A 26,098-nucleotide genomic window follows, 5' to 3' on the forward strand; every position below is an offset into this window, starting at 1 on the left:
ATTATTCTACTCCGACTTCTGAACCTTCTAAATTGAGGCTTAGTTTGTCGCCTGACGTCTCGTCCTCATCGTCCAATTCTCTCATTTCAATTTCCTGCTCGTCACCGCTAAGAATCTTAACATCCATACCCAGGGACTGCAGTTCTTTGATCAATACCTTGAACGACTCAGGAACACCTGGTTCCGGTACATTTTCACCTTTGACAATAGATTCGTACGTCTTCACGCGACCAACCACGTCATCGGATTTCACGGTCAAAATTTCTTGCAATGTATATGCAGCACCGTAAGCTTCAAGCGCCCACACTTCCATCTCCCCGAAACGCTGTCCACCAAATTGAGCTTTACCACCCAATGGTTGCTGCGTAACTAGTGAGTAAGGTCCTGTTGAACGGGCGTGAATCTTATCATCAACCATGTGCGCCAGTTTGATCATGTGCATGACACCAACAGTAACTTCACGTTCGAAGCGTTCACCTGTACGGCCATCATACAGTACAGTTTTACCATTACGCTGCATACCTGCTTCTTCCATCGTATCAAACACGTCGTACTCACGCGCTCCGTCAAATACCGGCGTTGCAATGTGAATTCCCAGACGCAATGCAGCCATACCAATATGGACCTCGAGCACCTGTCCGATGTTCATACGAGAAGGAACGCCGAGAGGGTTAAGAACAACCTGTACTGGCGTACCGTCCGGAAGGAACGGCATATCTTCTTCTGGCAGGATACGGGCAACGACACCCTTGTTACCGTGACGTCCGGCCATCTTGTCACCCTCAGAGATCTTACGTTTCTGAGCGATGTAGACACGAACCAATTGATTCACACCAGGAGGCAGCTCATCGCCGTTCTCACGTGTAAAGACTTTAACGTCCACGATAATACCATCACTACCATGAGGAACGCGTAAAGAGGTATCCCGTACTTCACGAGCTTTCTCACCAAAGATAGCGTGCAGGAGACGTTCTTCTGCTGTCAGTTCAGTTACACCCTTAGGAGTAACCTTACCCACCAGAATGTCACCAGCGCTGATTTCCGCACCGATGCGGATGATTCCGCGCTCATCAAGATTGCGCAGAGCTTCTTCGCCGACGTTCGGAATATCGCGCGTAATTTCTTCAGGTCCCAATTTAGTGTCGCGAGCTTCAGATTCGTATTCTTCGATATGAATCGAAGTATATACATCTTCCTTAACCAGCTTTTCACTCAACAGGATCGCATCCTCGTAGTTGTAACCTTCCCAAGTCATGAACGCAACGACTACGTTACGGCCAAGAGCAAGTTCGCCCATTTCTGTGGAAGGACCGTCTGCCAGGATATCACCCTTCTTAACAATGTCCCCTCTTTTAGCTAGAGGACGTTGGTTAATACAGGTACCTTGGTTAGAACGCATAAATTTGTGTAATTTATATTTAACGATATCGCCTTTAACTTCCTTGCCTTCGACAGTCTCAACGCGACGCAGCCAAATTTCATTAGCTGAAGAACGTTCGATAATACCGTCATACTTGGAAACGATACATACGCCAGAATCCTTAGCGGATTTATGTTCCATTCCTGTTCCCACCAGCGGAGCTTTTGGAATTAGAAGCGGAACAGCTTGACGTTGCATGTTAGATCCCATCAGTGCGCGGTTGGAGTCATCGTTCTCAAGGAACGGAATGAGCGCCGTAGCGACAGATACAACCTGTTTAGGCGAAACGTCCATGTAATCGACACGATTACTTGGCATCGTTGTAATGTTGTCTGAGTCTTTGTTGTAACGAACGATTACCATGTCTTCTTTAAAGGTGCCATCTTCTTCGATCAACACGTTAGCCTGAGCAACTACATAATTATCTTCCTCATCAGCAGTCAGATAGTCAATTTGCTCAGTCACCTTACCAGTCTTCGGATCCACCCAACGATACGGAGCTTCAATAAAGCCGTATTCATTGATGCGGGCAAAGGTAGACAAGGAGTTGATCAACCCGATGTTTGGACCTTCCGGCGTTTCAATTGGACACATCCGACCGTAGTGACTGTGATGGACGTCACGAACTTCAAAGCCCGCGCGTTCACGTGTCAAACCACCAGGTCCGAGGGCGGACAGACGACGTTTATGGGTAAGTTCCGCAAGCGGGTTCGTCTGATCCATAAATTGAGACAGCTGGGAGCTACCGAAGAACTCTTTAATAGACGCGATGACCGGACGAATATTGATCAGAGCCTGAGGCGTAATCGCATTAGCATCCTGAATCGACATTCTTTCACGTACAACACGTTCCATCCGGGACAAACCGATACGGAACTGATTCTGCAAGAGTTCACCTACAGAACGCAGACGACGGTTACCCAAGTGGTCAATATCATCGGTATTGCCAATTCCGTGAAGCAAATTAATAAAGTAGCTGATTGAGGATATAATATCAGCTTGAGTAATATGCTTAACAGATTTGTCGATATTGCCGTTAGCGATCAGCTTAATAACCCGGCCTTCTTCAATTGGCGAGAATACGTCAATTGTTTGAAGAGGAATATCTTCGCTGTCCATAACTCCACCAGTAACACGGTAGTTTTTAAAGGCAACATTCTTTTCGAAATATGGAATCAATTCATCAAGCAGTCTACGATCGACCATTTGGCCGGATTCTGCCAGGATTTCTCCAGTAGAGTCGTCAACCAAAGGCTGAGCAAGACGTTGATTGAAAAGACGGTTCTTAATGTGTAGCTTTTTATTGATTTTGTAACGGCCTACATTAGCTAGGTCGTAGCGTTTTGGATCAAAGAAACGCGCAACCAGCAAACTTTTGGCATTGTCTAGTGTCGGCGGTTCGCCCGGACGCAAACGCTCATAAATTTCAATAAGCGCCTTCTCCGTGGAGTCCGTGTTGTCTTTATCCAGCGTATTGCGAATATATTCATCATTGCCAAGCAATTCCAGAATTTCGGCATCACTACCGAAACCGAGAGCACGCAAAAGTACGGTAACAGGAATTTTACGAGTCCGATCGATACGAACATACATAATGTCCTTAGCATCGGTTTCAAGTTCCAACCAGGCTCCGCGGTTCGGGATTACTGTGGCGGTGTAGGTTTTTTTGCCGTTCTTATCCACTTTTGTGCTGAAATAGACGCTTGGAGAGCGAACCAACTGGCTGACAATAACCCGTTCCGCACCATTAATAATAAAAGTGCCGGTCTCCGTCATCAGCGGGAAATCTCCCATGAACACTTCCTGCTCTTTAACCTCACCGGTCTCTTTATTAATGAGCCGCACCTTTACACGCAGAGGAGCCGCATACGTTACGTCCCGCTCTTTAGCGTCGTCAACCGTATATTTCGGTTCACCCAGGCTGTAATCAATGAACTCTAGTACCAAATTACCTGTGAAATCCTGGATCGGCGAGATGTCCTGAAACATTTCCCGCAATCCTTCCTCCAAAAACCAATCATAAGATTTTTGTTGGATCTCGATCAGGTTCGGGACCTCGAGTACCTCGTTAATTCTCGCATAGCTCCGCCGAGTGCGTCGACCATACTGAACAAGATGTCCTGCCAACTTTACTCACCCCTCATGTCTACTCACTTAAAAATTGATTGCGAACCCTTGTTTGGAACCGTATAATGGAACCATACTACAAGGATTCAGTCATAAATAAAAGAAAAGCCCTTATCGAAATCTTCGAAAAAAGAGCGCATTTATCCATGACCAAAATACTCCTTATCAAGTAGATTTGCCCAAAACGTACATATTATACGTCACCAAGCAATAGTTTATGCGCTATTATCTATTACCACGCAGCATTTGCTACGTTAGAGCATAGACAACCAACTCGCAAAAACTTGCCGTGCGGCATGCGCTAGCCGGGCGACAATATATTGCTTGACATTTCAGCAAACTAAAGACATGGAGCCTATCTTAATACTGACATTTTATAATAATACCATTATCACTATCACATGTCAATACCTATTGTATTTTATTTTTGCGCTTTAATAATACGATAGCCTTTGTCTTTCCCCACTTCTTCCACCATTGAGAACAAGCTTTCTAGTTTTGCCACTGCGGATGGAGCGCCCTGCTTCTTCTGAATCACAATCCACAGATAGCCACCCTCATTTAAATGTTCATACGCATCTTCAAAAATCTTATGCACTACAGCTTTTCCTGCACGAATCGGAGGATTAGTTAGAATCACATCGAACTTCTGCTGCTCATTCAATGCGCCGAGCACATCGCTTTCCATTATCGTAACATTCCGGATTCCATTGTGCTGAGCATTCTCACACGCCAGTTCTACCGCACGACTGTTAATATCAATCATGGTTACATGTCCTTTGGGAGCTAGGTATGCTGCACTTAATCCAATCGGCCCATAACCACAACCTACATCAAGCACCGCTGAACCGTCCGGAATTATCATAGCTTCAATAAGAACTCGGCTACCGTAATCGATGTCCCCTTTAGAGAATACACCGGCATCGCTCGTAAAACGAAAGCTTTTGCCTCTTAGTACGGTATCAATGCTACGTCTGTCATGACGTACTTCCGGCTGCTGCGAATAATAATGTTGCGACATCTCTTTCCTCCCTTTCCTATTATGTTAGCAGTTGGTATATACGCCCTACTAACTCTATTTATAAAACAAACCCCTTGAACAAGTTCAAGGGGTTTTCAGTAATAGAAGGAATTACTTCACTTCTACAGCTGCGCCTGCTTCTTCCAATTTTGCTTTAGTAGCTTCGGCTTCGTCTTTGCTTACTTTTTCTTTGATTGCTTTTGGTGCGTTGTCTACAAGATCTTTAGCTTCTTTCAAGCCAAGACCAGTGATTTCGCGAACGATTTTGATAACGTTGATTTTGGAAGCGCCAGCGCCTGTCAAAATTACGTCAAATTCGGATTGCTCTTCAGCTACTGCTGCTACTGCACCGCCAGCTGCTACTGGAGCTGCTGCAGTTACGCCGAATTCTTCTTCAATTGCTTTAACCAGGTCGTTCAGTTCCAATACGCTCATGCCTTTAATTGCTTCCAAGATTGCTTCTTTACTCATGATTGAACCTCCATTTTATATTTAAATTTATTTGTGGTATTGATTATGCTGCAAGAGTCAAAGGCTTACGCGCTTTGTTCTTCTTTTTCAGCAACAGCTTTAACTGCAAGCGCGAAGTTGCGCATTGGAGCTTGAAGTACGCTAAGCAGCATGGACAGCAAACCATCGCGGGATGGAAGCTCAGCCAGTGCTTTCAGTTGTTCCGCGTCAATGACACGACCTTCAACTACGCCGCCTTTCAATTTCAAAGCGTCGTTTTTCTTGGCGAAATCGTTCAAAATTTTAGCTGGTGCTACTGCATCAGTTGTGCTGAATGCGATAGCTGTTGGACCAGTCAAAACTTCATCCAATTCACTCAACTCAGCCGCAGCAGTTGCGCGACGCAGCAATGTGTTCTTCAGGACTTGAAACTCAACGCCAGCTTCACGAAGTTGCTTACGCAGTTCAGTCACTTGGGAAACGTTCAATCCACGGTAGTCAGCTACAACAGTCGAAAGACTGTTTTGCAGTTTTGCAGTAACGACGTCAACCGCGTCTTGTTTTGCTTGAATTACTTTTGCATTTGCCAATGTATACACCTCCTGAAAATTTATGTGTCGGCGTTCTTTCCAAGGAAAGCTTCACCGCTCCTACGCAGGCAGTAGAAAAGCCTCCGCAGAATCACGAAGGCTTGATAAAACGAAAGTTATACGAGCGAGCTCGTTACTTCTTGTTTCTATCACAACACCTCGGTAGGAAATTAAGCACTAAGGCACCTACTGTCTACGGTAAGCATATTCAAGGTTAAGATTGATACCTTAAGTTTCACAACTGTTATAGATTATCAAAATTGACTCAAAGAGTCAACCCTTAATTATCTGAAGACGGTTGTGTTCACACGAGCGCTAGGTCCCATTGTGGAAGAAATCGAGATGCCTTTAAGGTATACACCTTTAGCAGCAGCTGGTTTCGCACGGTTCAAAGCGTCGATAAGAGCTTTAAGGTTATCGTTCAATTGTGCAGCATCAAAGGACACTTTGCCGATTGGCGCGTGAATTTGACCTGCTTTGTCGAGACGGTATTCGATTTTACCGGCTTTGATTTCTTGCACAGCCTTGGAAACATCGAATGTAACTGTGCCAGCTTTAGGGTTAGGCATAAGACCTTTACCACCAAGCAGACGACCCAGTTTACCGACTTCACTCATCATATCAGGTGTAGCTACGCAGACATCAAATTCAAACCAGCCTTGTTGAATTTTGTTGATCATGTCTTGATCACCAACAAAATCAGCGCCAGCAGCTTCAGCCTCTTTCGCTTTTTCACCTTTTGCAAATACAAGCACGCGTTGTGTTTTACCAGTGCCGTGAGGCAGGACAACAACACCACGAACTGCTTGGTCTTGTTTACGCGGGTCTACACCCAGACGAACTGCTGCTTCAACGGTTTCGTCGAACTTAGCAGTCGCTGCCTTTTTCACAAGCTCTACAGCTTCTGAAGGCTCGTAAGTTGCTTCGCTGTTGATCAGCTTAGCAGCTTCTTGGTATTTCTTACCATGTTTAGCCATGAAAATGTTCCTCCTTTGTGGTGTTAGCGGAAATTCCTCCCACATACTTGCGGGTCACGAATGACCGATTCTTCGAAAACTACTAGTCTTCGATTGTGATACCCATACTGCGGGCAGTACCTTCAACCATACGCATTGCAGCTTCAACAGTTGCAGCGTTAAGGTCAGGCATTTTTGTTTCAGCAATTTCACGTACCGCAGCGCGGCCGATTTTTGCTACTTTTTTCTTGTTTGGTTCGCCGGATCCTTTTTCTACTTTAGCAGCGATGCGAAGCAGAACAGCAGCCGGAGGAGTTTTAGTGATGAAAGTAAAGGAACGGTCTTCAAATACTGTAATTTCAACCGGAATGATCAAGCCAGCCTGGTCGGCAGTACGAGCATTAAATTCCTTACAGAATGCCATGATGTTGACACCTGCTTGACCTAACGCCGGACCTACTGGAGGCGCTGGATTCGCTTTCCCTGCAGGAATCTGCAGTTTCACCATTTTAATAACTTTTTTAGCCATGAGTGACACCTCCTTGCAAAAATAGTGGTCTTCGAACGCCAATAGCGCTCTCCCACAAGAAACCCTAGCTTATGTTATATTTTCTCCACTTGAGTGAAATCCAACTCTAGCGGGGTTTCCCGTCCAAACATGTTAACATGCACTTTGATCTTGCTCTTGTCAGCCAAAATCTCTTCCACGGAGCCCACAAAATTCGCAAACGGACCAACCATAATACGTACGGATTCCTTGATTTCGAAATCAATCTTCGCTTTAGGTTCAACCATGCCCATATGCTTCAGAATTTGTTCTACCTCTTCCGGAAGCAAAGCTGTTGGTTTAGACCCTGAGCCTGTCGAACCAACAAATCCAGTAACGCCCGGAGTATTGCGGACAACATACCAGGAATCATCAGTCTGAACCATTTCCACCAAAACATATCCGGGGTAAACTTTACGCATAACGGTTTTTTTCTTACCGTCTTTGTTTACGATTTCTTCTTCCATAGGAACAAGAACGCGGAATATTTTGTCTTCCATGCCCATGGACTCAACGCGCTTTTCCAAATTGGCTTTGACCTTATTCTCATACCCAGAATAGGTATGAACGACATACCATCTTTTTTCCATATCAAGCCACCTGGGACCTCTCTAAATAATCGCTTCAATCACAGCGGAAATACCGATGTCCAGAACCCAGAAGTAAATAGCGACAACTACAATCGTACCGAGAACGATCAATGTATAGTTGGTCAATTCTTTACGACTTGGCCAGCGAACCTTTTTGAGTTCACTCCAGCTCTCAGTGAAAAAGGAAAACATAGACTTGAAACTACGTTTCATGCCGACTACACCTCCACAGACTATCTGGTTTCGCGATGAGGAGTTTGCGAGTTACAATACTTGCAAAATTTCTTCATCTCCATGCGGTCGGGGTGATTTCGCTTGTTTTTGGTAGTCGCATAGTTTCTTTGTTTGCAACTTGTACAAGCCAAAGTGATAATTACCCGCATGATGTGCACCTCCCGAGACGTCCTTCTAATTCACATTAGAAGACGCAAATATTGATCCTAAAAAAAAGCCGCGAATTTAGGCCTACCTAAAACACTTTAGCATAATGTCAAGGTCTGTGTCAACGAAAGAATTCCGTTCTGCACTGGGTAATTCCGGGTTTAGTAGTCATATGGCCGTACCCTGTCTTTGGGTCTATCTCTTCCTCACACTTCGCTGTCTTCCTTACCATTATGGGGTATTCCGTCTGTGTATAAACCTACCTTCAACGGCAACGACTAAAATCGGCTCAAATAGTAATTTATGGTGCAAGCACCTAATTCTATCCGAGTGATTTCAAAAAGACTAAAAAAAAGAACTCGATGTCCGAGCCCTCTCTTGTTCATTATATCATCAATTGTCACGTACTTCTAGATATCTTTCTAATTTCCTTTTTACTCGTTGTAGAGCGTTATCAATAGACTTTACATGCCGCTTAAGATCTTCAGCAATCTCTTGATAGGATCTTCCGTCTAAATACAACATCAGAACCTTGCGCTCCAAGTCACTTAGAATCTCCGCCATCTTATCTTCAAGACCAATGAATTCTTCTTGATTAATAATTAGCTCTTCTGGATCTAGAACCTGTGTTCCACAAATGACATCCATAAGTGTTCTATCAGAATCTTCGTCATAAATGGGCTTGTCCAAGGAAACATAAGAGTTCAGCGGAATATGTTTCTGACGAGTGGCCGTCTTAATAGCCGTTATAATCTGTCGTGTAATGCAGAGCTCAGCAAAAGCCTTGAATGAAGAGAGCTTGTCACCTTTAAAGTCACGAATAGCCTTGTATAGACCAATCATTCCTTCTTGTACAATATCTTCACGGTCTGCCCCGATCAAGAAATAAGAGCGGGCTTTAGCACGTACAAAGTTACGGTATTTATTAATCAAGTGTTCTAATGCGCCACTGTCGCCACCACGGAAAGCCTCGACAATATCTTCATCACTTATGAAATCATACTCAGACAGCATTATTTCCTTGAGGTCGACACTCACCAAGAATCCCCCCGGCTGCAACGCAAGACACATCGTTACTTCGCGAAATATAGGATCAGTATATATTATGTTACCTTCCACCGTCAACCGGAGTTTGTCCAAAATCAATCTAGAATAGCATAAATTGGAATAAAATATTTCCTGATTCTTCCTCGATCTCACTGTCTGCGCCATTTTTCCAACTTACTGCGCACATCGGGAGGCAGTTTGTCTTCCAAAGAATGACGAGTAGAACTGACACCGCCAGGTTCAATAGCTTTTTTTACTTGTTTCTGATTCTCTTCAATTTCCAGATGCAATTCCCTTGCCGAAATTCGCAATGCACCTTGTGCAAAAATAATATGCTGCTCTATAAAATCACTCGTAGCCACATAGATCTGCCGGCGCCGATTGCTATATTCCCCAACCAGTCGCTCAATGCATTCATCTGCGGTTTCTTTTTCCTTGGTGAAGTACACCTGGACCTTACCCTGAACAAAAGACCTTCCCAACCCCGGAACACGGTATGCATCAAAAACAGCAATAACTCTTCGTCCAGAGAAAGCCTGGTAATCTGCCAGCAAATCCATCAAGCGGTCGCGTGCTTCCTGCATACCAATCTGGGACAGTGCCACAAGTTCCGGCCAGCCACCGATCATGTTATATCCATCCACAAGCAGCACATCGCGCCAGTCGGCCATAGCTATCCCTGCTGTTGCCGGCGGCGTATCACTTCATACATAATGACTCCTGCGGCGACAGAGGCATTTAATGAATTGATCTTTCCGGCCATCGGCAGCTTAAGAAGTACATCACATTTTTCACGAATCAGGCGTCCCATTCCTTTATTCTCATTGCCGATTACAACAGCTACCGGACCCGTGAAAATATCGGATTGGTATAGATTCTGATCGGTATCCACGTCTGTTCCTACTACCCAGACTCCCTGCTCTTTTAGACGGTCAATGGTCTGACCCAGGTTTGTAACCCGGGCAACCGGAACATACTCCACAGCACCCGCGGATGTTTTGGACACGGTCGCAGTTATCTGAGCCGAACGGCGTTTAGGTACGATTACCCCATGTACTCCAGTACAATCCGCCGTCCGCAGAATCGAGCCCAGGTTATGAGGATCTTCAATTTCATCAAGCAAAATAAGGAATGCCGGTTCTCCTTTGGCTTCTGCTATAGCTAACAGATCATCCACTTCAACATAGGCAAATGGTGCTGCTTGTGCAACCACCCCTTGATGCTGCACGCCTGGTGCCAGTTGATCCAGCTTACGCTTGTCCACATGCTGAATGACAATTCCCGCTTTCCGGGCTTCGGCAACGATGGGTGCTGTCAGATGCTTCTGGGCTGTCTCTGCAATCCAAATTTTATTTAATGTACGACCAGCACGAAGCGCTTCAAGCACAGAATGCTTCCCTGCCAATATTTCCTCTTCAGTCTTCAATTCTTCTTCCATGTTCACTTCTCCTATTTTCTATTTCGCCAAAGCCTATCACGGCTGTTTCAACATAAACTGTATACCCTTGTGCACAATTTCTTCTATTCTCTCCTGTTGTCCTGTGTAGTACAAGTGACCAATCAAGCACTCAAAAGCTGTAGCATGACGGTATTCAAGCACATCCGCATTCTTAGGAACACTTCCCGATTTCGCATTTCTTCCCTGACGGGCGACATCCTTCTCTTCTTCCGTGAGACTAGGCTCCAAAAAGTTCAGAATCGCACACTGTGCTTTAGCGGATACCAGCCCTGTAGCAGAACGATGCAAATGGTTCGGACGCAAATTCGGAAGAGATACTAAATACTGGCGAACAGCCACCTCATAGATAGCATCTCCTACATAAGCTAGAACAATAGGCGAAAGTAGTCGCGCAGGTTTGGAAGGCTCATAAGGAAACCATCCGTTATCAAACTTGCGTTCCTCACTCATTTACGACGCCACCGCATTCCTTGTGGAGTATCCTCAAGCAATATGCCCAAGCGGCCTAATTCATCACGGATCTCGTCAGACCGGCTCCAATTCTTATTCTTACGAGCTTCAACCCGCTCGGCGATCAACCGTTCAACTTCTTCACTTGCAATTTCCTCTTCTAGTTCAGGCGTCAAACGCAGCACAGCATTCATTTCGCCAAAAGCTTGCAGTAATGCAGCAAAATCAGCAGGAGCAGCCTCGTTATTCGCAAGCGTATGGTTTGCCAGGCTCACCCAATCGAACATAGCCGTGATCGCATCAGGCGTATTAAAGTCATCCTGCATTCTAGCATGGAAATTGGCCACTATAGCTGACAGCTTATCATTAATCTCTGAGTTGACCTCACCTTGAGCACCATCAGCAGCGAGTTCAAGCCGATGTTTAACGTTACTCTCTGCAAGCATGATCCGTTCAACGCTCTTTTCGGCGGAAGTCATAGAATCCTCTGAGAAATTCAGCGGGTTACGGTAATGGGTCGATAGCATGAAATAGCGGATAGCTCCTGCTTTAAAACGCTCACGGATGTCTTTTACAAGCCAGCCATTACCGAGCGATTTCGACATTTTCTCGTCTCCGATGTTGATGAATCCATTATGCATCCAGTAATTAGAGAGTGGTTTACCAGTCAGAGCTTCGGTCTGAGCGCATTCACATTCATGATGCGGGAACTGCAAATCTTGTCCACCACCATGGATATCAATCGTATCTCCCAAGAACTCGCGCGCCATAGCCGAGCATTCAATATGCCAGCCGGGACGTCCGTCTCCCCAAGGGCTACTCCAGTGCACTTCACCAGGTTTGGCTGCTTTCCAAAGCACAAAATCCTCCGGTTTTTCCTTACGTGAGTCCACCTCAACACGGATACCAAACTGCAGCTCATCCAGATTCTGACGAGATAATTTACCGTAGTCTTCAAATTTTGAAGTGCGGTAATATACATCGCCGCCGCTTTCGTATGCGTATCCTTTTTCCTCAAGCTCTTTAATAAATCCAATGATCAGCTCCATGCTTTCCGTTACACGGGGATTCAAGGTTGCCGGTTTAACACCAAGCCCTTCCAGGTCGTCACGGTAAGCAGCAATGAAAGTTTCCGCTACCTCTGCTACAGTAGTGTTCATTTCTTCGGCTTTGCGAATCAGTTTATCATCGACATCCGTGAAATTCGTAACATACCGCACCTCATTACCTAACTGCTCCAAGTAATTCCGGACCATATCAAAAACAATTATAGGTCTAGCATTTCCGATATGCATATATCCATAAACGGTTGGACCACACACATACATCTTAACTTTGCCCGGCTCCTGGGGCACAAACTGCTCCTTGCTGCGTGTCATTGTGTTATATATTTGTAAAGCCATCCTTATTCCAGCCCTTTCTGTTCTTCCGGATTCCTTAATACCGGGATGCTTAAATTTCGTAGTCACCAATATACTGCTGAGCTTCTGCTATCCGCTGTGCGGTTTTTTGTTTATCTTCTGCGCCAAGCTTTTCCCTAATTTCTTCGATTTCTTTCTGCAAAAACCGCAGTGAATCGACAAGCGGGTCAGGCATCTTCGTATGATCGAGCCGATCGGATACCCGTTCTCCATTACGTTTTACCACACGACCTGGATTCCCTACTACTGTACTGTTGTTAGGCACTTCACGCAACACAACTGCATTCGAACCTATATTTGAATTGTCACCAATACGAAAAGATCCTAAAACCTTCGCACCGGAACCAATAACTACATTGTTGCCGACCGTGGGATGTCGCTTACCTTTTTCTTTTCCTGTTCCTCCAAGCGTAACCCCTTGATAGATTATAACATCATCACCGATTTCGCAGGTTTCTCCAATAACAATCCCCATACCATGGTCGATAAACAGCCTATTTCCGATGACAGCTCCAGGATGGATCTCAACACCAGTCATAAATCTGCTAAACTGCGAAACCATACGAGCCATTGTATACCAGCGGCGTTTGAAAAAAGAGTGGGCGATCCGGTGACCCCAAATGGCGTGCAAGCCGGCATATGTGAAGACAACCTCGAACCAGCTGCGGGCAGCAGGATCGTTATCAAATACCGCCCGAATGTCCGACTTAATATGCTTAAACATCACGGTTCCTCTCTTCTTAACTTCCTTATCTCCTGTTTACAGGTACACAAGAAAGGTATTGTCTCCAGGCCCATCATCCTTATCATACATATGCGGTGAGTGTTCGCTTGGTTTGTTATCTCGTAGAAATATAAGACAAAGAGTATTGTATGAAAATTATTTTTGCTTATATTTAGACAAAAAACGCCCCTGCAGCATAATGCTGCAGAGACGTTTAACCGCGGTTCCACTCTGCTTGAACGAATCAAATGAGCCGCTATTGTAACAAACGGCAGAATTTCTTCGTTCCACTTGGCATCATTAACGGCGACGTTCCCGGCGCGATCTAATGAGCCTTAAAAAGGTCATTCAACCGTGCAGCTCACAGGCGCATGTTCTGCCCCGGACAAATGAATAACTCCCAGCCCGAAAGGGTGTCCCTTTCTCGGTTATTCTCTCTGGCAATTGTCTTCAATGGACGTACTTCTCCTGATCACAGCTATTATCATATAATTCTATCTTAGCGCAAAAGACAAGATACTGACAAGGGGGTTTAGTCGTATGAAATACGACCTTAAGCGCCCTTAATTTGTGATTTCAAACGTTCGATGACCCGGTTTTTGCCGAGCAAAGCAATGGTTATATTAAGATCACGTCCGTGCGTTTGTCCGGTCAGAGCCACACGAATTGGCATAAAGAGTGCTTTGCCCTTATGACCTGTTTCTTTCTGTACTTCCTTAATCAGAACAGCCATGTTGCTTGCACTGAAATCCTGACAGGCTTCAACCTTAGCCAGAAAAGCAGACAATACCTCAGGAACTTGGCTTTCAGCCAGAACCTGTGCTGCTTCCGTTTCTAATTCTAGGTGACTGCGGAAGAACAGTTCCGATAGCGCCACGATGTCAGAAGCTGCAGTCATCTGCTCTTGATACAACGCGACAAGGCTTTCCGCCCATGCTTGTTGCTCTTCGTTCAGCTCAGCAGGTATTTTACCCGCTTTTTGCAAATGCGGAATAGCTAGTGCAGAGATCCGTTTAGGATCAGCATGTTTAATATAATGATTATTCAGATGCGCCAGCTTGTTTTTATCGAACACAGCCGGGCTTTTGGACAAACGGTCCGCATCAAAAATAGAAATAAGTTCTTCTTTACTGAAGATCTCTTCTTCTCCCTCTGGAGACCAGCCAAGCAGAGAAATGAAGTTAACCAGAGCCTCAGGCAAGTAACCCAATTCATCATATTGCTCGATAAACTGAATAACGGATTCATCCCGTTTGCTGAGCTTCTTGTGGTTGTCGCCAACAATAAGCGTCATGTGACCAAATAAAGGTGGCTCCCAGCCAAGCGCTTCATAGATCATAAGCTGGCGGGGTGTGTTGGAAATATGGTCTTCTCCACGCAATACGTGGGTAATAGCCATCAGATGATCGTCAACAGCTACCGCGAAGTTATAGGTCGGAATTCCGTCCTTCTTCACAATAACAAAGTCACCCATTTCTTTTGTGTCAAAAGAAATACTGCCTTTTACGAGATCATCAAACGCATACGTACGATCTTCTGGCACACGGAAGCGAATGCTGGCCACTCGTCCCTCAGCTTCAAAAGCTAAACGTTGCTCTTCAGTCAGATCACGGTGTTTGCCAGAATAACGAGGCGTTTCTCCGCGAGCAGTCTGTTCTTCACGTTCCGCTTCCAGCTCTTCCTCTGTGCAATAGCAGCGGTAAGCCAAACCTCTGTCCAGCAAATCCTGCCAATGTACACGATATAAGTCAAGACGTTCTGTCTGACGATAAGGTCCGTACTCTCCGCCCACATCAACGCTCTCATCCCAATCCATACCCAGCCATTTCAAATACTTAAGCTGGCTCTCTTCACCACCAGCGACATTGCGCTTTACGTCTGTATCTTCAATTCTGATAATGAATTTACCGCCTTTATTACGGGCGAACAGATAGTTAAACAGCGCCGTTCTGGCGTTACCTATATGTAAATGTCCCGTAGGGCTCGGTGCGTAACGCACCCGGACTTCATCCGTCATTGTATTCCCTCCGCTTCATATGGTTGAACTTAATTTACTACTTAGACCATCTCAAGATGATATCACATCTTGGAGTAGACAGACAATAGATTGTGCGGCAATTCCTTCGCCGCGTCCGGCAAAACCAAGCTGCTCAGTTGTAGTAGCTTTAACATTCACCTTGGACGGGTCGGCATTAAGCGCACGTGCGATAATCTCGGTCATTTGTGGAATGTACGGAGCCATCTTAGGCTTTTGGGCGATAATCGTTGAATCAATATTTCCCAGCTTATATCCTCGCTCACGAGCAAGTGCCCATACCTCTTCTAATAACTTCAAGCTATCTGCGTCCTTAAAAGCTGGATCTGTATCCGGAAAATGTCTGCCAATATCACCAAGTCCAAGTGCGCCTAGAATCGCGTCACTAACTGCATGCAGCAGCACATCTGCATCGGAATGCCCAAGCAATCCTTTTTCATAAGGAATCGTAACTCCCCCAATAATACAAGGCCTGCCCTCTACCAGCTGATGCACATCAAATCCTTGTCCTACAGCGATCATGATTGTCCCTCTCCCCTGTTTCTTTCTGTGAATTCTGCATAATCCAAATCATCAGGTGTCGTAATCTTAATATTTCTGTAGCTTCCCTCTACCACAGAAACCGGAATCCCCGCACGCTCCGCCAAGCTGGAGTCATCGGTGCCCAGAAAGCCATCCCGCTCTGCCGCTGCATAAGCCTCCAGCAAATCAGAAAGACGAAAAGTCTGCGGGGTTTGAATCGCCCACAGACTTCGCCGATCCGGCGTAGACAGTACTTGTCCTTCATTATCCACCTGTTTGATCGTATCCTTGACGGGTACAGCAAGAACCGAAGCACCCATCTGCTTCGCTCGTTCGTAGCAAGCCTCAATTTCATTTGGCTGTACAAACGGACGAACACCATCATGTACCATTACCCACTGTGTCGTAAGTTTCAACAACCCTTTATGTACGGAATGCTGACGCTCAGATCCACCAGTTACTATAGCCTTAACCTTGTCCAGCTTATAGAGCTGTATCCATTCCCGGCAGCGTTTAATATCCTCTTCACCGGTTACGAGCACGATTTCAGAGATCAATTCGTGCTGCTGGAATACCTCCAGCGTATGAACGATAATCGGCTTCCCCTGCAGTAACAAATATTGCTTGCTCTCCGCAGTTCCCATTCGCGTTCCTCTGCCTGCCGCCACAATGACGACGCCCACACTGTTTGACATTAATCTGGCTCCTGTCTTTCACGTATAATCCCATCATAACGTGTTTGGCGGGCATTTCCAACCCATAGGACAGTCCCCATACACTTTATCTTCACTTATTGCGCTTTTTCCAAAAGTTTTGGCTTAGCAAATATCATTCGGCCAGCCGAAGTTTGCAGCACGCTAGTGACCAGAACCTCCATCGTAGTCCCGATATATTCACGTCCGCCTTCTACAACAATCATCGTTCCATCGTCTAAGTAGGCTACCCCTTGCCCATGTTCTTTGCCATCCTTAATGACCTGAACTACGATTTCCTCACCAGGCAGCACTACAGGCTTCACAGCATTCGCCAGATCGTTAATATTCAGAACGGAAACACCCTGCAATTCGCAAACCTTATTTAAGTTGAAATCATTAGTGACTACTTTACCTTGCAGTACCTTCGCTAACTTCACTAACTTACTGTCAACCTCAGAGATTTCTTCAAAATCTCCCTCATAGATCAATACCTTCACATCAAGCTCTTTTTGAATTTTATTGAGTATATCAAGCCCACGCCGTCCCCGGTTCCGCTTCAACAAATCCGAAGAATCAGCAATATGCTGGAGCTCTTCAAGCACGAATTCAGGTATGACAATGGTTCCCTCAATAAATCCCGTCTTACAAATGTCAGCGATTCTTCCATCGATAATAACACTTGTGTCGAGGATTTTATGTTCCTCAAGCCCGCGGCCTTCCGGCTCAGCCGCTTGGCCCCAGCGTCCAGATGTCCACAGCGCAGCAAGCTCCTCTTTTTTCTCCAAACCGATCCGCAGCCCCAGATATCCAAAAGCTAACGTAGCTGGCACTTGCAGCAGCTGCCCAGCTTTCCCAAGCCAGATCATTGCAGGGTATAACAGGAGAGATAACAGAAGCCCCCCTGTAAGCCCAGCTGCACTTGCAGCTAATTCATTCATTGGAATACGCGAACAGTAGTGAACCGCCTCCCGCAGTTTTGAACCTCCCCATTCCGCGCATAAAGACCCCGCAAACAAAAAAATAATGGCACCCAGCACCGTAAATAAAATGCTTCCTTCTACAGGTAAGCTTTCACCCAGCTTCTCCATCCCCTTGGGGAATCCTCTTTCGAGCGCATGGTATAGCGAAAAACCTGACCAAGCACCACATATTAAGGCAAAAGACAAAATCACTTTTTTCCACATAACCTAACGCACCTCCTTTTTATTCATCCTAAATGGATCTATTCCTCACCAGTATGTTCCAATTTTCAAGACGATAAACTTGGGGTAGCGCTGGAAATGCAAAAAGGCTTTGCCATCCCCTAGGGAAGACAAAACCTTTGGTCATAATTTATTCAGTTACCTTACCTTATGGACCGATTAACCGTTCTTGGAGTGATACACTTTATCTTCTGAACGGCTACGACGACGATGACGGCGTCTGGCAGTCAACCGATCAATATTTTGCTTAAAGCCGTATAATGCGTAAATTCCAAGTAAGACAAAGATCAGCTTAGCGATTTGCTCTGGGAACACTACAGCTACAGCCACTGCAACAACAATAACCACTGGCGCTCCAACCACCGCTTTTTTCGGCAATCCAATCTTTTTGAAATTAGGATATTTAACAGTGCTGACCATCAAATAGGATAAGAGCAGTGTAGCAACGATCATAAACGGAGCCGAAACATCTTTATTAAAAAGAGCTAATGTGGCCAGTACACCACCTGCAGCAGGAATTGGCAAACCGATAAAATAACCCGGAACCCCCGGACGAACATTAAAACGGGCTAAGCGCAAAGCACCAAACACCGGAAAAATCGCAGTTACTGTCCAGCCTAATGCAGAGTTCAAATCCTGCAGGCTTGAGACGTACAAAATAACGGCCGGTGCGACTCCGAAAGAAACGACATCAGATAAGGAGTCCAACTCCTTGCCAAATTCGCTTTCGCATTTTAGAGCGCGAGCTACTCGACCATCTAAGCCGTCTAACAGCATAGCAATAATAACCATGATAGCGGCCATGCTAATCTTACCGTCAAACGCCATCATGATACCAAACATTCCGAGCATCAAATTACCTATCGTAAAAAGACTCGGAATTGATTTTTGTATCATTTCTTCACCTCAATTTTCTAACTTTGGCCTTTAACGTCCCCAATATTACGTGATTGTATGTTATTTACATTTGCCTGTCAATAAGAACTTGCTTCTGTAAACGTTTGAGCCCATCCTGAATATTACGGGCCCGCACCTCCCCAATTCCGTCCACTTCATCCAATTCAGCTATGCTTGCGGACATCAAATTAGGCAGCATTTCAAACCGCTCCACCAGATTGTGAATGATCACATTCGGAAGCCGCGGAATTTTGTTAAGCAGGCGATAACCACGTGGAGTCACCACTTCTTCAGAGGTAATTGCCGTAGAGGAATAACCCAGTATACGGGCAATATGGTTATCATCCATCAGATCATCATCGCTTATCCGTTTGAGACCGGCGATAATTTCACGGATTTTATCTTCCTGCTCTTCCTTAGCATAGTCTCTGTATAGAAGCCATGCTTCTTCCTCTGTATTTCCAACCAGTTCTTCCATCTGCATGCTGATCAGGCGTCCTTCGTTGCCCAATTCGTTGATATAGCGTTTGATCTCCATTTTTATGCGCAAAACCATCTCTACACGCTGGATAACGCCCACTACTTCAGCAACGGTAACAATGCCCTCATATTCTGAAGCTGACAAATTCGTCAGTCCTTGCGTGAGCACTGCTTTATACTTCTCGAGTGTCTGAATCGCTTGGTTAGCCTTTGCCAAAATAGCCCCGATCTCTTTGAGTGCATAACGTATCGAGCCTTGATAAAGCGTGATGATATTGCGGCGTTGTGAAATGGAAACCACCAGCTTACCCGTTTGCTTCGCTACCCGCTCCGCGGTGCGGTGACGGATCCCCGTCTCGATGGATGAGATAGAGGAATCCGGTATAAGTTGTGTATTAGCATACAATATACGCTTTAAATCCTCACTTAGAATAATAGCTCCGTCCATTTTAGCTAGCTCATATAAATAATTGGGCGAAAAATCGCAGTTAATGGAGAATCCGCCATCCACTACGTCCATCACCTCAGGACTGTACCCTACGACAATAAGTGCCCCTGTCTTAGCGCGCAGCACATTCTCCAAACCTTCCCGAAAAGGTGTACCCGGTGCCGCCAGTCTGAGCAGATCATTCATATTCTCTAATTGGTTATATTCTTTCATATCCCTGTGCCCCCTAATCTAACGCGACCGATAGTGCATCTGCTACGGTACTGACGCCAATAATCTGGATATCTTGCGGGTGCTTCCATCCCTTCATGCTCTTTTCAGGCATAATCACCCGCCGGAAGCCAAGCTTTGCGGCCTCCTTAACGCGCATTTCCGCGCGCGAAACGCCTCTTACCTCACCGGTAAGTCCTACTTCTCCGAAGAAAACGTCGTAAGGTTTTGTTGAAATATCACGAAAACTGGAGGCGATACTAATAGCTACAGCTAGATCAATCGCCGGTTCATCCAGCTTTACTCCCCCGGCAACATTCAGGTATGCATCCTGATTTTGCAGGAACATGCCCATCCGTTTCTCGAGTACAGCGATAATAAGTGCCATCCGCTGGTGATCCATGCCTGTGCACATTCGCCGTGGGGAAGGGAAGTGGGTGGCAGCAACAAGTGCCTGAAGTTCTACAAGCACAGGTCTAGTTCCCTCCATACTTGCCACCACAGTAGAACCAGCCACGCCAAGCGGACGTTCCGATAAAAAGAGCTCCGATGGATTCTCTACTTCGGTAAGCCCCGCTTCACCCATTTCGAAAATGCCGATTTCATTCGTAGAGCCAAAGCGGTTTTTTACAGCCCGCAAAAGTCTATACGTATGATGCCGCTCACCCTCAAAATACAGCACGCAGTCCACCATATGTTCAAGCATCCGTGGTCCAGCAATAGCCCCTTCCTTGGTAACATGACCAACGAGAACTGTTGCAATTCCACGAATCTTAGCGATACGCATAAATCTTGTCGTACATTCCCGAACCTGGGTCACGCTGCCTGGCGCACTCGTTACTTCTGGCATAAATACGGTCTGAATAGAATCGATGACAAGAAATTGTGGCTGGATTTGTTCGATCGCTTCTTCTATGCTTTCCATATTTGTCTCACATAGTACATAAAGCTCCGTTGACAACGCATCGAGGCGATCCGCGCGCAGCTTAGTTTGCCTTACCGATTCTTCGCCCGAGATATACAGTACTCGCAATCCCTGTGTTGTAAGGGCGTGCGAGGTCTGTAATAAGAGCGTAGATTTACCGATTCCTGGGTCTCCCCCTACTAGTACCAGCGATCCTGGTACGATCCCCCCACCGAGAACACGGTTAAGCTCACCTATACCTGTCAGTATGCGCGGTTCCTTGTCACTTTCTATACTTATGATCGACTGTGCCTTTTCTTTACTATGAAAAATAGGGGCATTCATTCCCTGTGTTTTGACTACGCTTTCCGTTTCCTCCACCATGGAGTTCCAAGCCTGGCACCCTGGGCATTTCCCGAACCATTTTGGCGATTCGTATCCACAGTCGGTGCAAAAAAATTTTGTTTTTGCTTTAGCCATTTGTTCTCCTTACGGTCCGAACTGTTTACAATTCGGATCATTTTCTTCTAATGAAAGTTTACCATTTCTACCCCTTTAACGAAAGGTCATTCGGTATTTGCATTAAATGTATATTTTAAATTGATCTATTTCCAATAAAAAAAGCTTCCGCTCCTCTATAAATAAGGAGCGAAAGCCTTGTTTATTTTATTCGGATTCTACTTCTTTTTCAAGCGCTGGCGCTACTGGAGCGTCCACTTTAGTCACCACAAGTTCTCCGCCGACCTCATCAATATTGAGGGAATCACCCTTTTGGATATTTCCTCTCAACAATTCCTCAGAAAGACGGTCTTCAATATGCTTCTGAATTGCCCGACGCAATGGACGTGCACCGAAGGCTGGGTCATAACCTTCTTTAGCCAAGAAGGCCTTCGCTGCATCCGTGAGTACGAAATCAACATCATATTCACGCAGGCGCTTACGCAGCTCATCAGACATCAACGTAACGATCTCAGCGATATGTTTCTCATCGAGTGAGTGGAAGACGATGATTTCGTCGATCCGGTTCAAGAACTCTGGACGGAAGCTCTTTTTGAGCTCTTCCATAACCTTGCCCTTCATATTGCCGTATTCTGCTCCTGCATCCTGCACAGCCGTGAATCCAAGCGTTGAATTCTTCTTGATTGCCTGTGCGCCTACGTTAGAGGTCAGAATGATAAGTGTATTGCGGAAGTCAACTACCCGGCCTTTGGAGTCGGTAAGGCGACCATCTTCAAGCACTTGCAGCAAAATGTTGAATACTTCCGGATGTGCTTTTTCAATTTCATCAAGCAGTACTACCGAGTATGGTTTACGACGTACCTTCTCTGTTAATTGGCCGCCTTCTTCATAGCCGACATATCCAGGAGGGGCACCAACTAAACGGGACGTGGAGTGCTTCTCCATGTATTCCGACATATCAATACGGATGACCGCATTCTCATCGCCGAACATGGCTTCAGCAAGCGCACGTGCCAACTCAGTTTTACCTACACCCGTAGGACCGAGGAAGATAAAGGAGCCCATTGGACGTTTTGGATCTTTAAGACCCGCACGCGCCCGGCGCAATGCCCGGCTGACAGCCTTAACAGCTTCGTCCTGACCAATCACTCGTTCATGCAGCAGAGCTTCCATGTTAAGCAGACGGTCGGTCTCTTCTTCCTTCAGCTTGCTTACAGGGATTCCCGTCCAGCTTGCAACAACCTGTGCGATATCTTCAGGTGTAACTTCAGAATCGGTACGTCCTTGTTTTTCTTTCCACTGGTTCTTAGTCGTATCAAGCTCTTCACGGATTTTTTGCTCCGTATCACGCAGGGCAGCCGCTTTCTCAAACTCTTGGCTCTGAACAGCAGAATCCTTCTCCTTGCGGATATCATCCAAGCGCATTTCTAGTTCCTTCAGATTTGGCGGGATAGTGTAAGAGTGAAGCCTTACTTTAGACCCTGCTTCATCGATAAGGTCAATGGCTTTATCCGGCAGGAAACGATCCGGAATGTAACGATCAGACAGCTTTACAGCTTCCACGATAGCTTCATCCGTAATTTTCACACGGTGATGTGCTTCATAACGATCGCGAAGTCCAAATAGAATTTGTACCGCTTCTTCTGGAGATGGCTGATCCACCGTAATGGGTTGGAAACGGCGCTCCAAAGCTGCATCTTTTTCAATATATTTACGATATTCATCCAGCGTAGTCGCACCGATGCACTGAAGTTCTCCGCGGGCTAAAGCCGGCTTAAGAATGTTGGAAGCATCAATAGCACCTTCTGCGCCACCAGCACCGATCAGCGTATGAAGCTCATCGATAAAGAGTACGATATTCCCCGCTTGGCGAATCTCATCCATGATTTTCTTGAGGCGGTCTTCAAACTCACCGCGATATTTAGTACCAGCCACTACCGATCCCATATCGAGCGTCATTACGCGTTTGTCGCGCAGTGTTTCTGGAATTTCATTATTAATGATCTTTTGGGCCAAGCCTTCAGCAATAGCTGTTTTACCAACCCCAGGTTCACCTATCAACACCGGGTTGTTCTTCGTCCGGCGGCTCAGCACCTGAATAACACGTTCAATTTCCTTGCTGCGACCGATAACTGGATCCAGGTTGCCATCCTTGGCATAAGCCGTCAAATCGCGTGCTAGACCGTCTAGAGTCGGTGTGCTGACATTAGCAGGTGTTCCGCTATGACTGGATGCAGCCTCGCTGCTTCCCAGAAGCTGAAGCACTTGCTGACGAGCTTTGTTCAAGCTGATGCCTAGGTTATTAAGCACACGAGCCGCGACACCTTCTCCTTCACGAATAAGTCCTAGCAGAATATGCTCAGTGCCGACATACGTATGTCCCAGCTTGCGGGCTTCGTCCATCGACAACTCGATTACTTTTTTGGCGCGAGGAGTATAAGCAATGTTCGTAGGTTGTTCTTGGCCTCTGCCAATCAGTGTCTCCACTTCGTCCTGGATTTTCTCAAGACCCAGACCCAAAGCGATTAATGCTTTAGCAGCAATGCCGTCTCCTTCACGAATAAGTCCTAGCAAAATATGTTCTGTGCCAATATTGTTGTGTCCTAAACGAACAGCTTCTTCCTGCGCTAGCGCTAGCACTTTTTGTGCGCGTTCCGTAAATCTTCCAAACATCATATCTCCTGCACCTCCATGAATAATAAATATCTATATTAATGTTGTGTTCCCAGTGTTTCTCGGAGCAGTTTCGCCCGATACATATCCCGTTCAGTGGCGTTCATCTCGTCACCGAACATTTTTTGCAGAAATCCTGGCTGTGTCTTAACGTTAAGCTCATTAAGCACGGAAATCGAAGGGCCTTCCAGTATACCAAGGTCAACCCCAAGTCTCACATCAGACAGCCGTTGTGCGGATTCTTTAAGCTCCATTAGAGCAGCGTAACACAAAATCCCATAAGATCTTTTCACTCGGTCTGTAATTCTTAAAGCGGAATCTACAAGCAGCCTTTCACGGGCATTTCGTTCATGCTCTATAATCTGGGTGACTACACTGTGAAGGTTCTCGATGATTTCACTTTCTGTTTGACCGAGAGTAATCTGATTGGAAATTTGAAAGATGTTCCCTACTGCTTCGCTGCCCTCACCATAAATTCCTCTTACAGTCAATCCCACTTGGTTCACTGCTGACAATATGCGATTGATCTGTTGGGTCATTACTAGTGCTGGCAAATGCAGCATTACTGAGGCACGCAGCCCTGTACCCACATTGGTGGGACAACTGGTCAAGTATCCTCTTTTATCATCAAAAGCGTAATTCACAGCCGATTCGAAGATATCATCGATGGCTGTCGCACGTTCCCATGCTTCTCTTACCTGAAGACCCGGGAACAGACATTGGATCCGCAGATGGTCTTCTTCGTTAATCATGATGCTGACCGACTCATCTTCATTTAATATCACAGCTGCGCCACGTGAATCATTAGCCAGATTAGGACTGATGAGATGTTTCTCGACCAATACCTTTTTATCCAGTTCATTCACTTCAGCAAGCTTTATCAGTTGAAAAGATCCGAATACGGCAGCAGTTTCCCCATGAAACACAGGGGCCAGCAGCTCTAATACTTCTTCCGATTGCTCTAAGGAAGCAAGCATAGGGAATGGAAGATGCTCTAAATTACGTGCAATACGCATACGGCTGCTAATTACAATCTCGGAGTGACTGCCTCCCGAGCGCATCCAATCACTAAGCGCTTGTTCAGTAAATCGGAGACTTGACATGTCATATCCCCCCTATATATCAAAGACTTTACTCTTGTGCCATTTCTTTTTCAAGTTGGCGAATTTGATCCCGCAGCTCTGCCGCAGTTTCGAATTCCTCCTGTGCGATACTTTGCTGTAATTCCAGCTTCAATTCATCAATTTGCCGCTTGAACACAATTTGTGCTCCAGCACGTTTAGGAATCTTGCCTACATGCGAAGTGCTGCCATGCACCCGTTTAAAGAGCGGGTCCAGTGCACTGTTAAAATATTTATAACAGGAGCTGCAGCCAAAACGACCCAATTTGCTAAACTGCGAGTACGTCATTCCACAATTCTCACATTGCAGACTCTGCGTAGTCTTCGTAGCAGCCGTCTTTTCCTTACCCGCCCCTTCAAGATCAAGCAGACCGGACAGCAAGCTGTGAATGGAGAATCCTCCAGCAGTTCCCGGGATCAGTTCACCCTTCTCCCGCGCACAGCTCTCGCAGATATGAAATTCTGTCTTCTCTCCATTCACGATCTTGGTGAAATGGAGTGTTGCTGGCTTGACGCCACATTCCTGACATTGCATAAGCGAAAGCCCCTCCCTTATGATTGACAATTATTTGCCTAACAAAGAGATTAACATCGCCTTCATAATCTTGGCCCGAATCTCATCCCGATATGGAATCTTAACCGTTAGGCAATCCCGAGAAACAGCAGCGCGCATAAGACACGCCTCACGCTTGCTTAGAAAACCAGCTTCCTCCAGTTGATAAATCAACCCTTCGGCAGCGTTCTGATCTATCCCGCCACCTATAGTATGGTTTAAATGGGCATGCAGTGCCACGTTGGGCGGCAATTCAAAACGTTGAATACGAATATATCCCCCGCCACCACGCTTACTTTCCACCACATAGCCTTTTTCCAGTGTAAAGCGTGTACTAATAACATAATTGATCTGTGACGGTACGCATGAGAACTGGTCCGCCAGGTCATTTCGCTGGATTTCCACCGTACCTTCGGGACTTTCATGCAAAATATTCTTCAGATATTGTTCAATAATATCAGAGATATTGCGCATCACTCATCCTCCAGTGCTCTTTAAAGCTTCATAATATCGCTTGCGCCCGCATCCTTAATGACATTCATTAGTGAACTTCATTCATATAAGTCTGAAGAAAACTTCACAAATTCAGAGGATCGCACTGTATGTCATCAGGTGCGTTGACTTTGACTTTCTTTGACTTTTTAATATTATAACATATTCTGTGCTAATTCCAAGAGGATTCTCTTATTTTTCACTTTTTTCAGCGAATGTATTCG

Annotated in this window: 26 protein-coding genes and 1 other annotated feature; all 26 genes read right to left on the minus strand. The window is 45.8% G+C overall.

From position 1 onward, the window contains the following. Position 1 precedes the first annotated feature (1 nt). Positions 2–3,547 (minus strand): DNA-directed RNA polymerase subunit beta, encoded by a 3,546-nt coding sequence (gene rpoB / locus NYE58_RS33165; RefSeq protein WP_038573461.1) that lies wholly within the window; start codon positions 3,545–3,547, stop codon positions 2–4. Between the two features lie 421 nt (positions 3,548–3,968). Continuing rightward, a complete protein-coding gene (locus tag NYE58_RS33170; protein ID WP_341004022.1) occupies positions 3,969–4,568 on the minus strand; it encodes a class I SAM-dependent methyltransferase in 600 nt (199 codons plus the stop codon). A 111-nt stretch (positions 4,569–4,679) separates the two neighbouring features. Continuing rightward, positions 4,680–5,039: a 50S ribosomal protein L7/L12 gene (rplL, locus tag NYE58_RS33175; protein WP_036680508.1), complete on the minus strand. Its 360-nt coding sequence runs from the start codon at positions 5,037–5,039 to the stop codon at positions 4,680–4,682. 65 nt (positions 5,040–5,104) lie between these two features. Further along, positions 5,105–5,608, minus strand: a complete 504-nt coding sequence (rplJ, locus tag NYE58_RS33180; RefSeq protein ID WP_076099619.1) for a 50S ribosomal protein L10 — start codon at positions 5,606–5,608, stop codon at positions 5,105–5,107. 64 nt (positions 5,609–5,672) lie between these two features. Further along, positions 5,673–5,825: a sequence feature (ribosomal protein L10 leader region), on the minus strand. A 67-nt stretch (positions 5,826–5,892) separates the two neighbouring features. Next, on the minus strand, positions 5,893–6,585 hold the full coding sequence (rplA, locus tag NYE58_RS33185; protein WP_036680504.1) for a 50S ribosomal protein L1: 693 nt from the start codon (positions 6,583–6,585) through the stop codon (positions 5,893–5,895). A gap of 82 nt (positions 6,586–6,667) precedes the next feature. Further along, entirely contained in the window at positions 6,668–7,093 is a 426-nt protein-coding gene (gene rplK, locus NYE58_RS33190; RefSeq protein ID WP_036680502.1) for a 50S ribosomal protein L11, read from the minus strand. A gap of 74 nt (positions 7,094–7,167) precedes the next feature. Then, entirely contained in the window at positions 7,168–7,701 is a 534-nt protein-coding gene (nusG, locus tag NYE58_RS33195; RefSeq protein ID WP_036680499.1) for a transcription termination/antitermination protein NusG, read from the minus strand. Between the two features lie 21 nt (positions 7,702–7,722). Further along, on the minus strand, positions 7,723–7,914 hold the full coding sequence (gene secE / locus NYE58_RS33200) for a preprotein translocase subunit SecE (protein ID WP_036680497.1): 192 nt from the start codon (positions 7,912–7,914) through the stop codon (positions 7,723–7,725). Positions 7,915–7,934: 20 nt separating this feature from the next. Then, the gene (gene rpmG, locus NYE58_RS33205) at positions 7,935–8,084 is read right to left on the minus strand and encodes a 50S ribosomal protein L33 (RefSeq protein ID WP_076099620.1); all 150 of its coding nucleotides are present in this window, start codon (positions 8,082–8,084) and stop codon (positions 7,935–7,937) included. 391 nt (positions 8,085–8,475) lie between these two features. Next, positions 8,476–9,120 carry an RNA polymerase sporulation sigma factor SigH gene (gene sigH, locus NYE58_RS33210; RefSeq protein ID WP_036680496.1) on the minus strand — a complete coding sequence of 215 codons (645 nt, stop codon included), beginning with the start codon at positions 9,118–9,120 and terminating at the stop codon, positions 8,476–8,478. Positions 9,121–9,278: 158 nt separating this feature from the next. Next, positions 9,279–9,800 (minus strand): NYN domain-containing protein, encoded by a 522-nt coding sequence (locus NYE58_RS33215; RefSeq protein WP_036680494.1) that lies wholly within the window; start codon positions 9,798–9,800, stop codon positions 9,279–9,281. Positions 9,801–9,802: 2 nt separating this feature from the next. Next, complete coding sequence (gene rlmB / locus NYE58_RS33220) at positions 9,803–10,567, minus strand: 23S rRNA (guanosine(2251)-2'-O)-methyltransferase RlmB (protein WP_076105935.1); 765 nt, start codon at positions 10,565–10,567, stop codon at positions 9,803–9,805. Between the two features lie 36 nt (positions 10,568–10,603). Beyond that, positions 10,604–11,038, minus strand: a complete 435-nt coding sequence (locus NYE58_RS33225) for a Mini-ribonuclease 3 (RefSeq protein ID WP_076099622.1) — start codon at positions 11,036–11,038, stop codon at positions 10,604–10,606. After that, positions 11,035–12,441, minus strand: a complete 1,407-nt coding sequence (cysS, locus tag NYE58_RS33230; protein WP_339245173.1) for a cysteine--tRNA ligase — start codon at positions 12,439–12,441, stop codon at positions 11,035–11,037. The genes NYE58_RS33225 and cysS overlap by 4 nt, the downstream gene beginning before the upstream one ends. A 49-nt stretch (positions 12,442–12,490) precedes the next feature. After that, complete coding sequence (gene cysE, locus NYE58_RS33235) at positions 12,491–13,183, minus strand: serine O-acetyltransferase (RefSeq protein WP_036680489.1); 693 nt, start codon at positions 13,181–13,183, stop codon at positions 12,491–12,493. A 553-nt stretch (positions 13,184–13,736) separates the two neighbouring features. Next, positions 13,737–15,200 carry a glutamate--tRNA ligase gene (gltX, locus tag NYE58_RS33240; protein ID WP_036680487.1) on the minus strand — a complete coding sequence of 488 codons (1,464 nt, stop codon included), beginning with the start codon at positions 15,198–15,200 and terminating at the stop codon, positions 13,737–13,739. Positions 15,201–15,251: 51 nt separating this feature from the next. Beyond that, positions 15,252–15,740: a 2-C-methyl-D-erythritol 2,4-cyclodiphosphate synthase gene (gene ispF, locus NYE58_RS33245; protein WP_036680486.1), complete on the minus strand. Its 489-nt coding sequence runs from the start codon at positions 15,738–15,740 to the stop codon at positions 15,252–15,254. Continuing rightward, positions 15,737–16,435: a 2-C-methyl-D-erythritol 4-phosphate cytidylyltransferase gene (ispD, locus tag NYE58_RS33250; protein ID WP_076218759.1), complete on the minus strand. Its 699-nt coding sequence runs from the start codon at positions 16,433–16,435 to the stop codon at positions 15,737–15,739. Before ispD ends, ispF begins: the two co-directional genes overlap by 4 nt. Positions 16,436–16,530: 95 nt before the next feature. Then, a complete protein-coding gene (locus NYE58_RS33255; RefSeq protein ID WP_036680481.1) occupies positions 16,531–17,619 on the minus strand; it encodes a PIN/TRAM domain-containing protein in 1,089 nt (362 codons plus the stop codon). Positions 17,620–17,796: 177 nt separating this feature from the next. After that, positions 17,797–18,534: a CDP-diacylglycerol--serine O-phosphatidyltransferase gene (gene pssA, locus NYE58_RS33260; RefSeq protein ID WP_036680477.1), complete on the minus strand. Its 738-nt coding sequence runs from the start codon at positions 18,532–18,534 to the stop codon at positions 17,797–17,799. Positions 18,535–18,598: 64 nt separating this feature from the next. Then, the gene (gene disA / locus NYE58_RS33265; protein WP_036680475.1) at positions 18,599–19,675 is read right to left on the minus strand and encodes a DNA integrity scanning diadenylate cyclase DisA; all 1,077 of its coding nucleotides are present in this window, start codon (positions 19,673–19,675) and stop codon (positions 18,599–18,601) included. Between the two features lie 13 nt (positions 19,676–19,688). Beyond that, positions 19,689–21,056 (minus strand): DNA repair protein RadA, encoded by a 1,368-nt coding sequence (radA, locus tag NYE58_RS33270; protein ID WP_036680472.1) that lies wholly within the window; start codon positions 21,054–21,056, stop codon positions 19,689–19,691. A gap of 186 nt (positions 21,057–21,242) precedes the next feature. Further along, the gene (clpC, locus tag NYE58_RS33275) at positions 21,243–23,711 is read right to left on the minus strand and encodes an ATP-dependent protease ATP-binding subunit ClpC (RefSeq protein ID WP_036680471.1); all 2,469 of its coding nucleotides are present in this window, start codon (positions 23,709–23,711) and stop codon (positions 21,243–21,245) included. Between the two features lie 35 nt (positions 23,712–23,746). Beyond that, on the minus strand, positions 23,747–24,811 hold the full coding sequence (locus NYE58_RS33280; protein WP_076218760.1) for a protein arginine kinase: 1,065 nt from the start codon (positions 24,809–24,811) through the stop codon (positions 23,747–23,749). 28 nt (positions 24,812–24,839) lie between these two features. Next, entirely contained in the window at positions 24,840–25,364 is a 525-nt protein-coding gene (locus NYE58_RS33285; protein ID WP_036680467.1) for a UvrB/UvrC motif-containing protein, read from the minus strand. A gap of 30 nt (positions 25,365–25,394) precedes the next feature. Further along, positions 25,395–25,856 (minus strand): CtsR family transcriptional regulator, encoded by a 462-nt coding sequence (locus NYE58_RS33290; RefSeq protein WP_036680465.1) that lies wholly within the window; start codon positions 25,854–25,856, stop codon positions 25,395–25,397. Positions 25,857–26,098: the final 242 nt, after the last annotated feature.

The sequence above is a fragment of the Paenibacillus sp. FSL L8-0708 genome (genome assembly GCF_038009325.1).
Lineage (GTDB): Bacteria > Bacillota > Bacilli > Paenibacillales > Paenibacillaceae > Paenibacillus_AQ > Paenibacillus_AQ odorifer.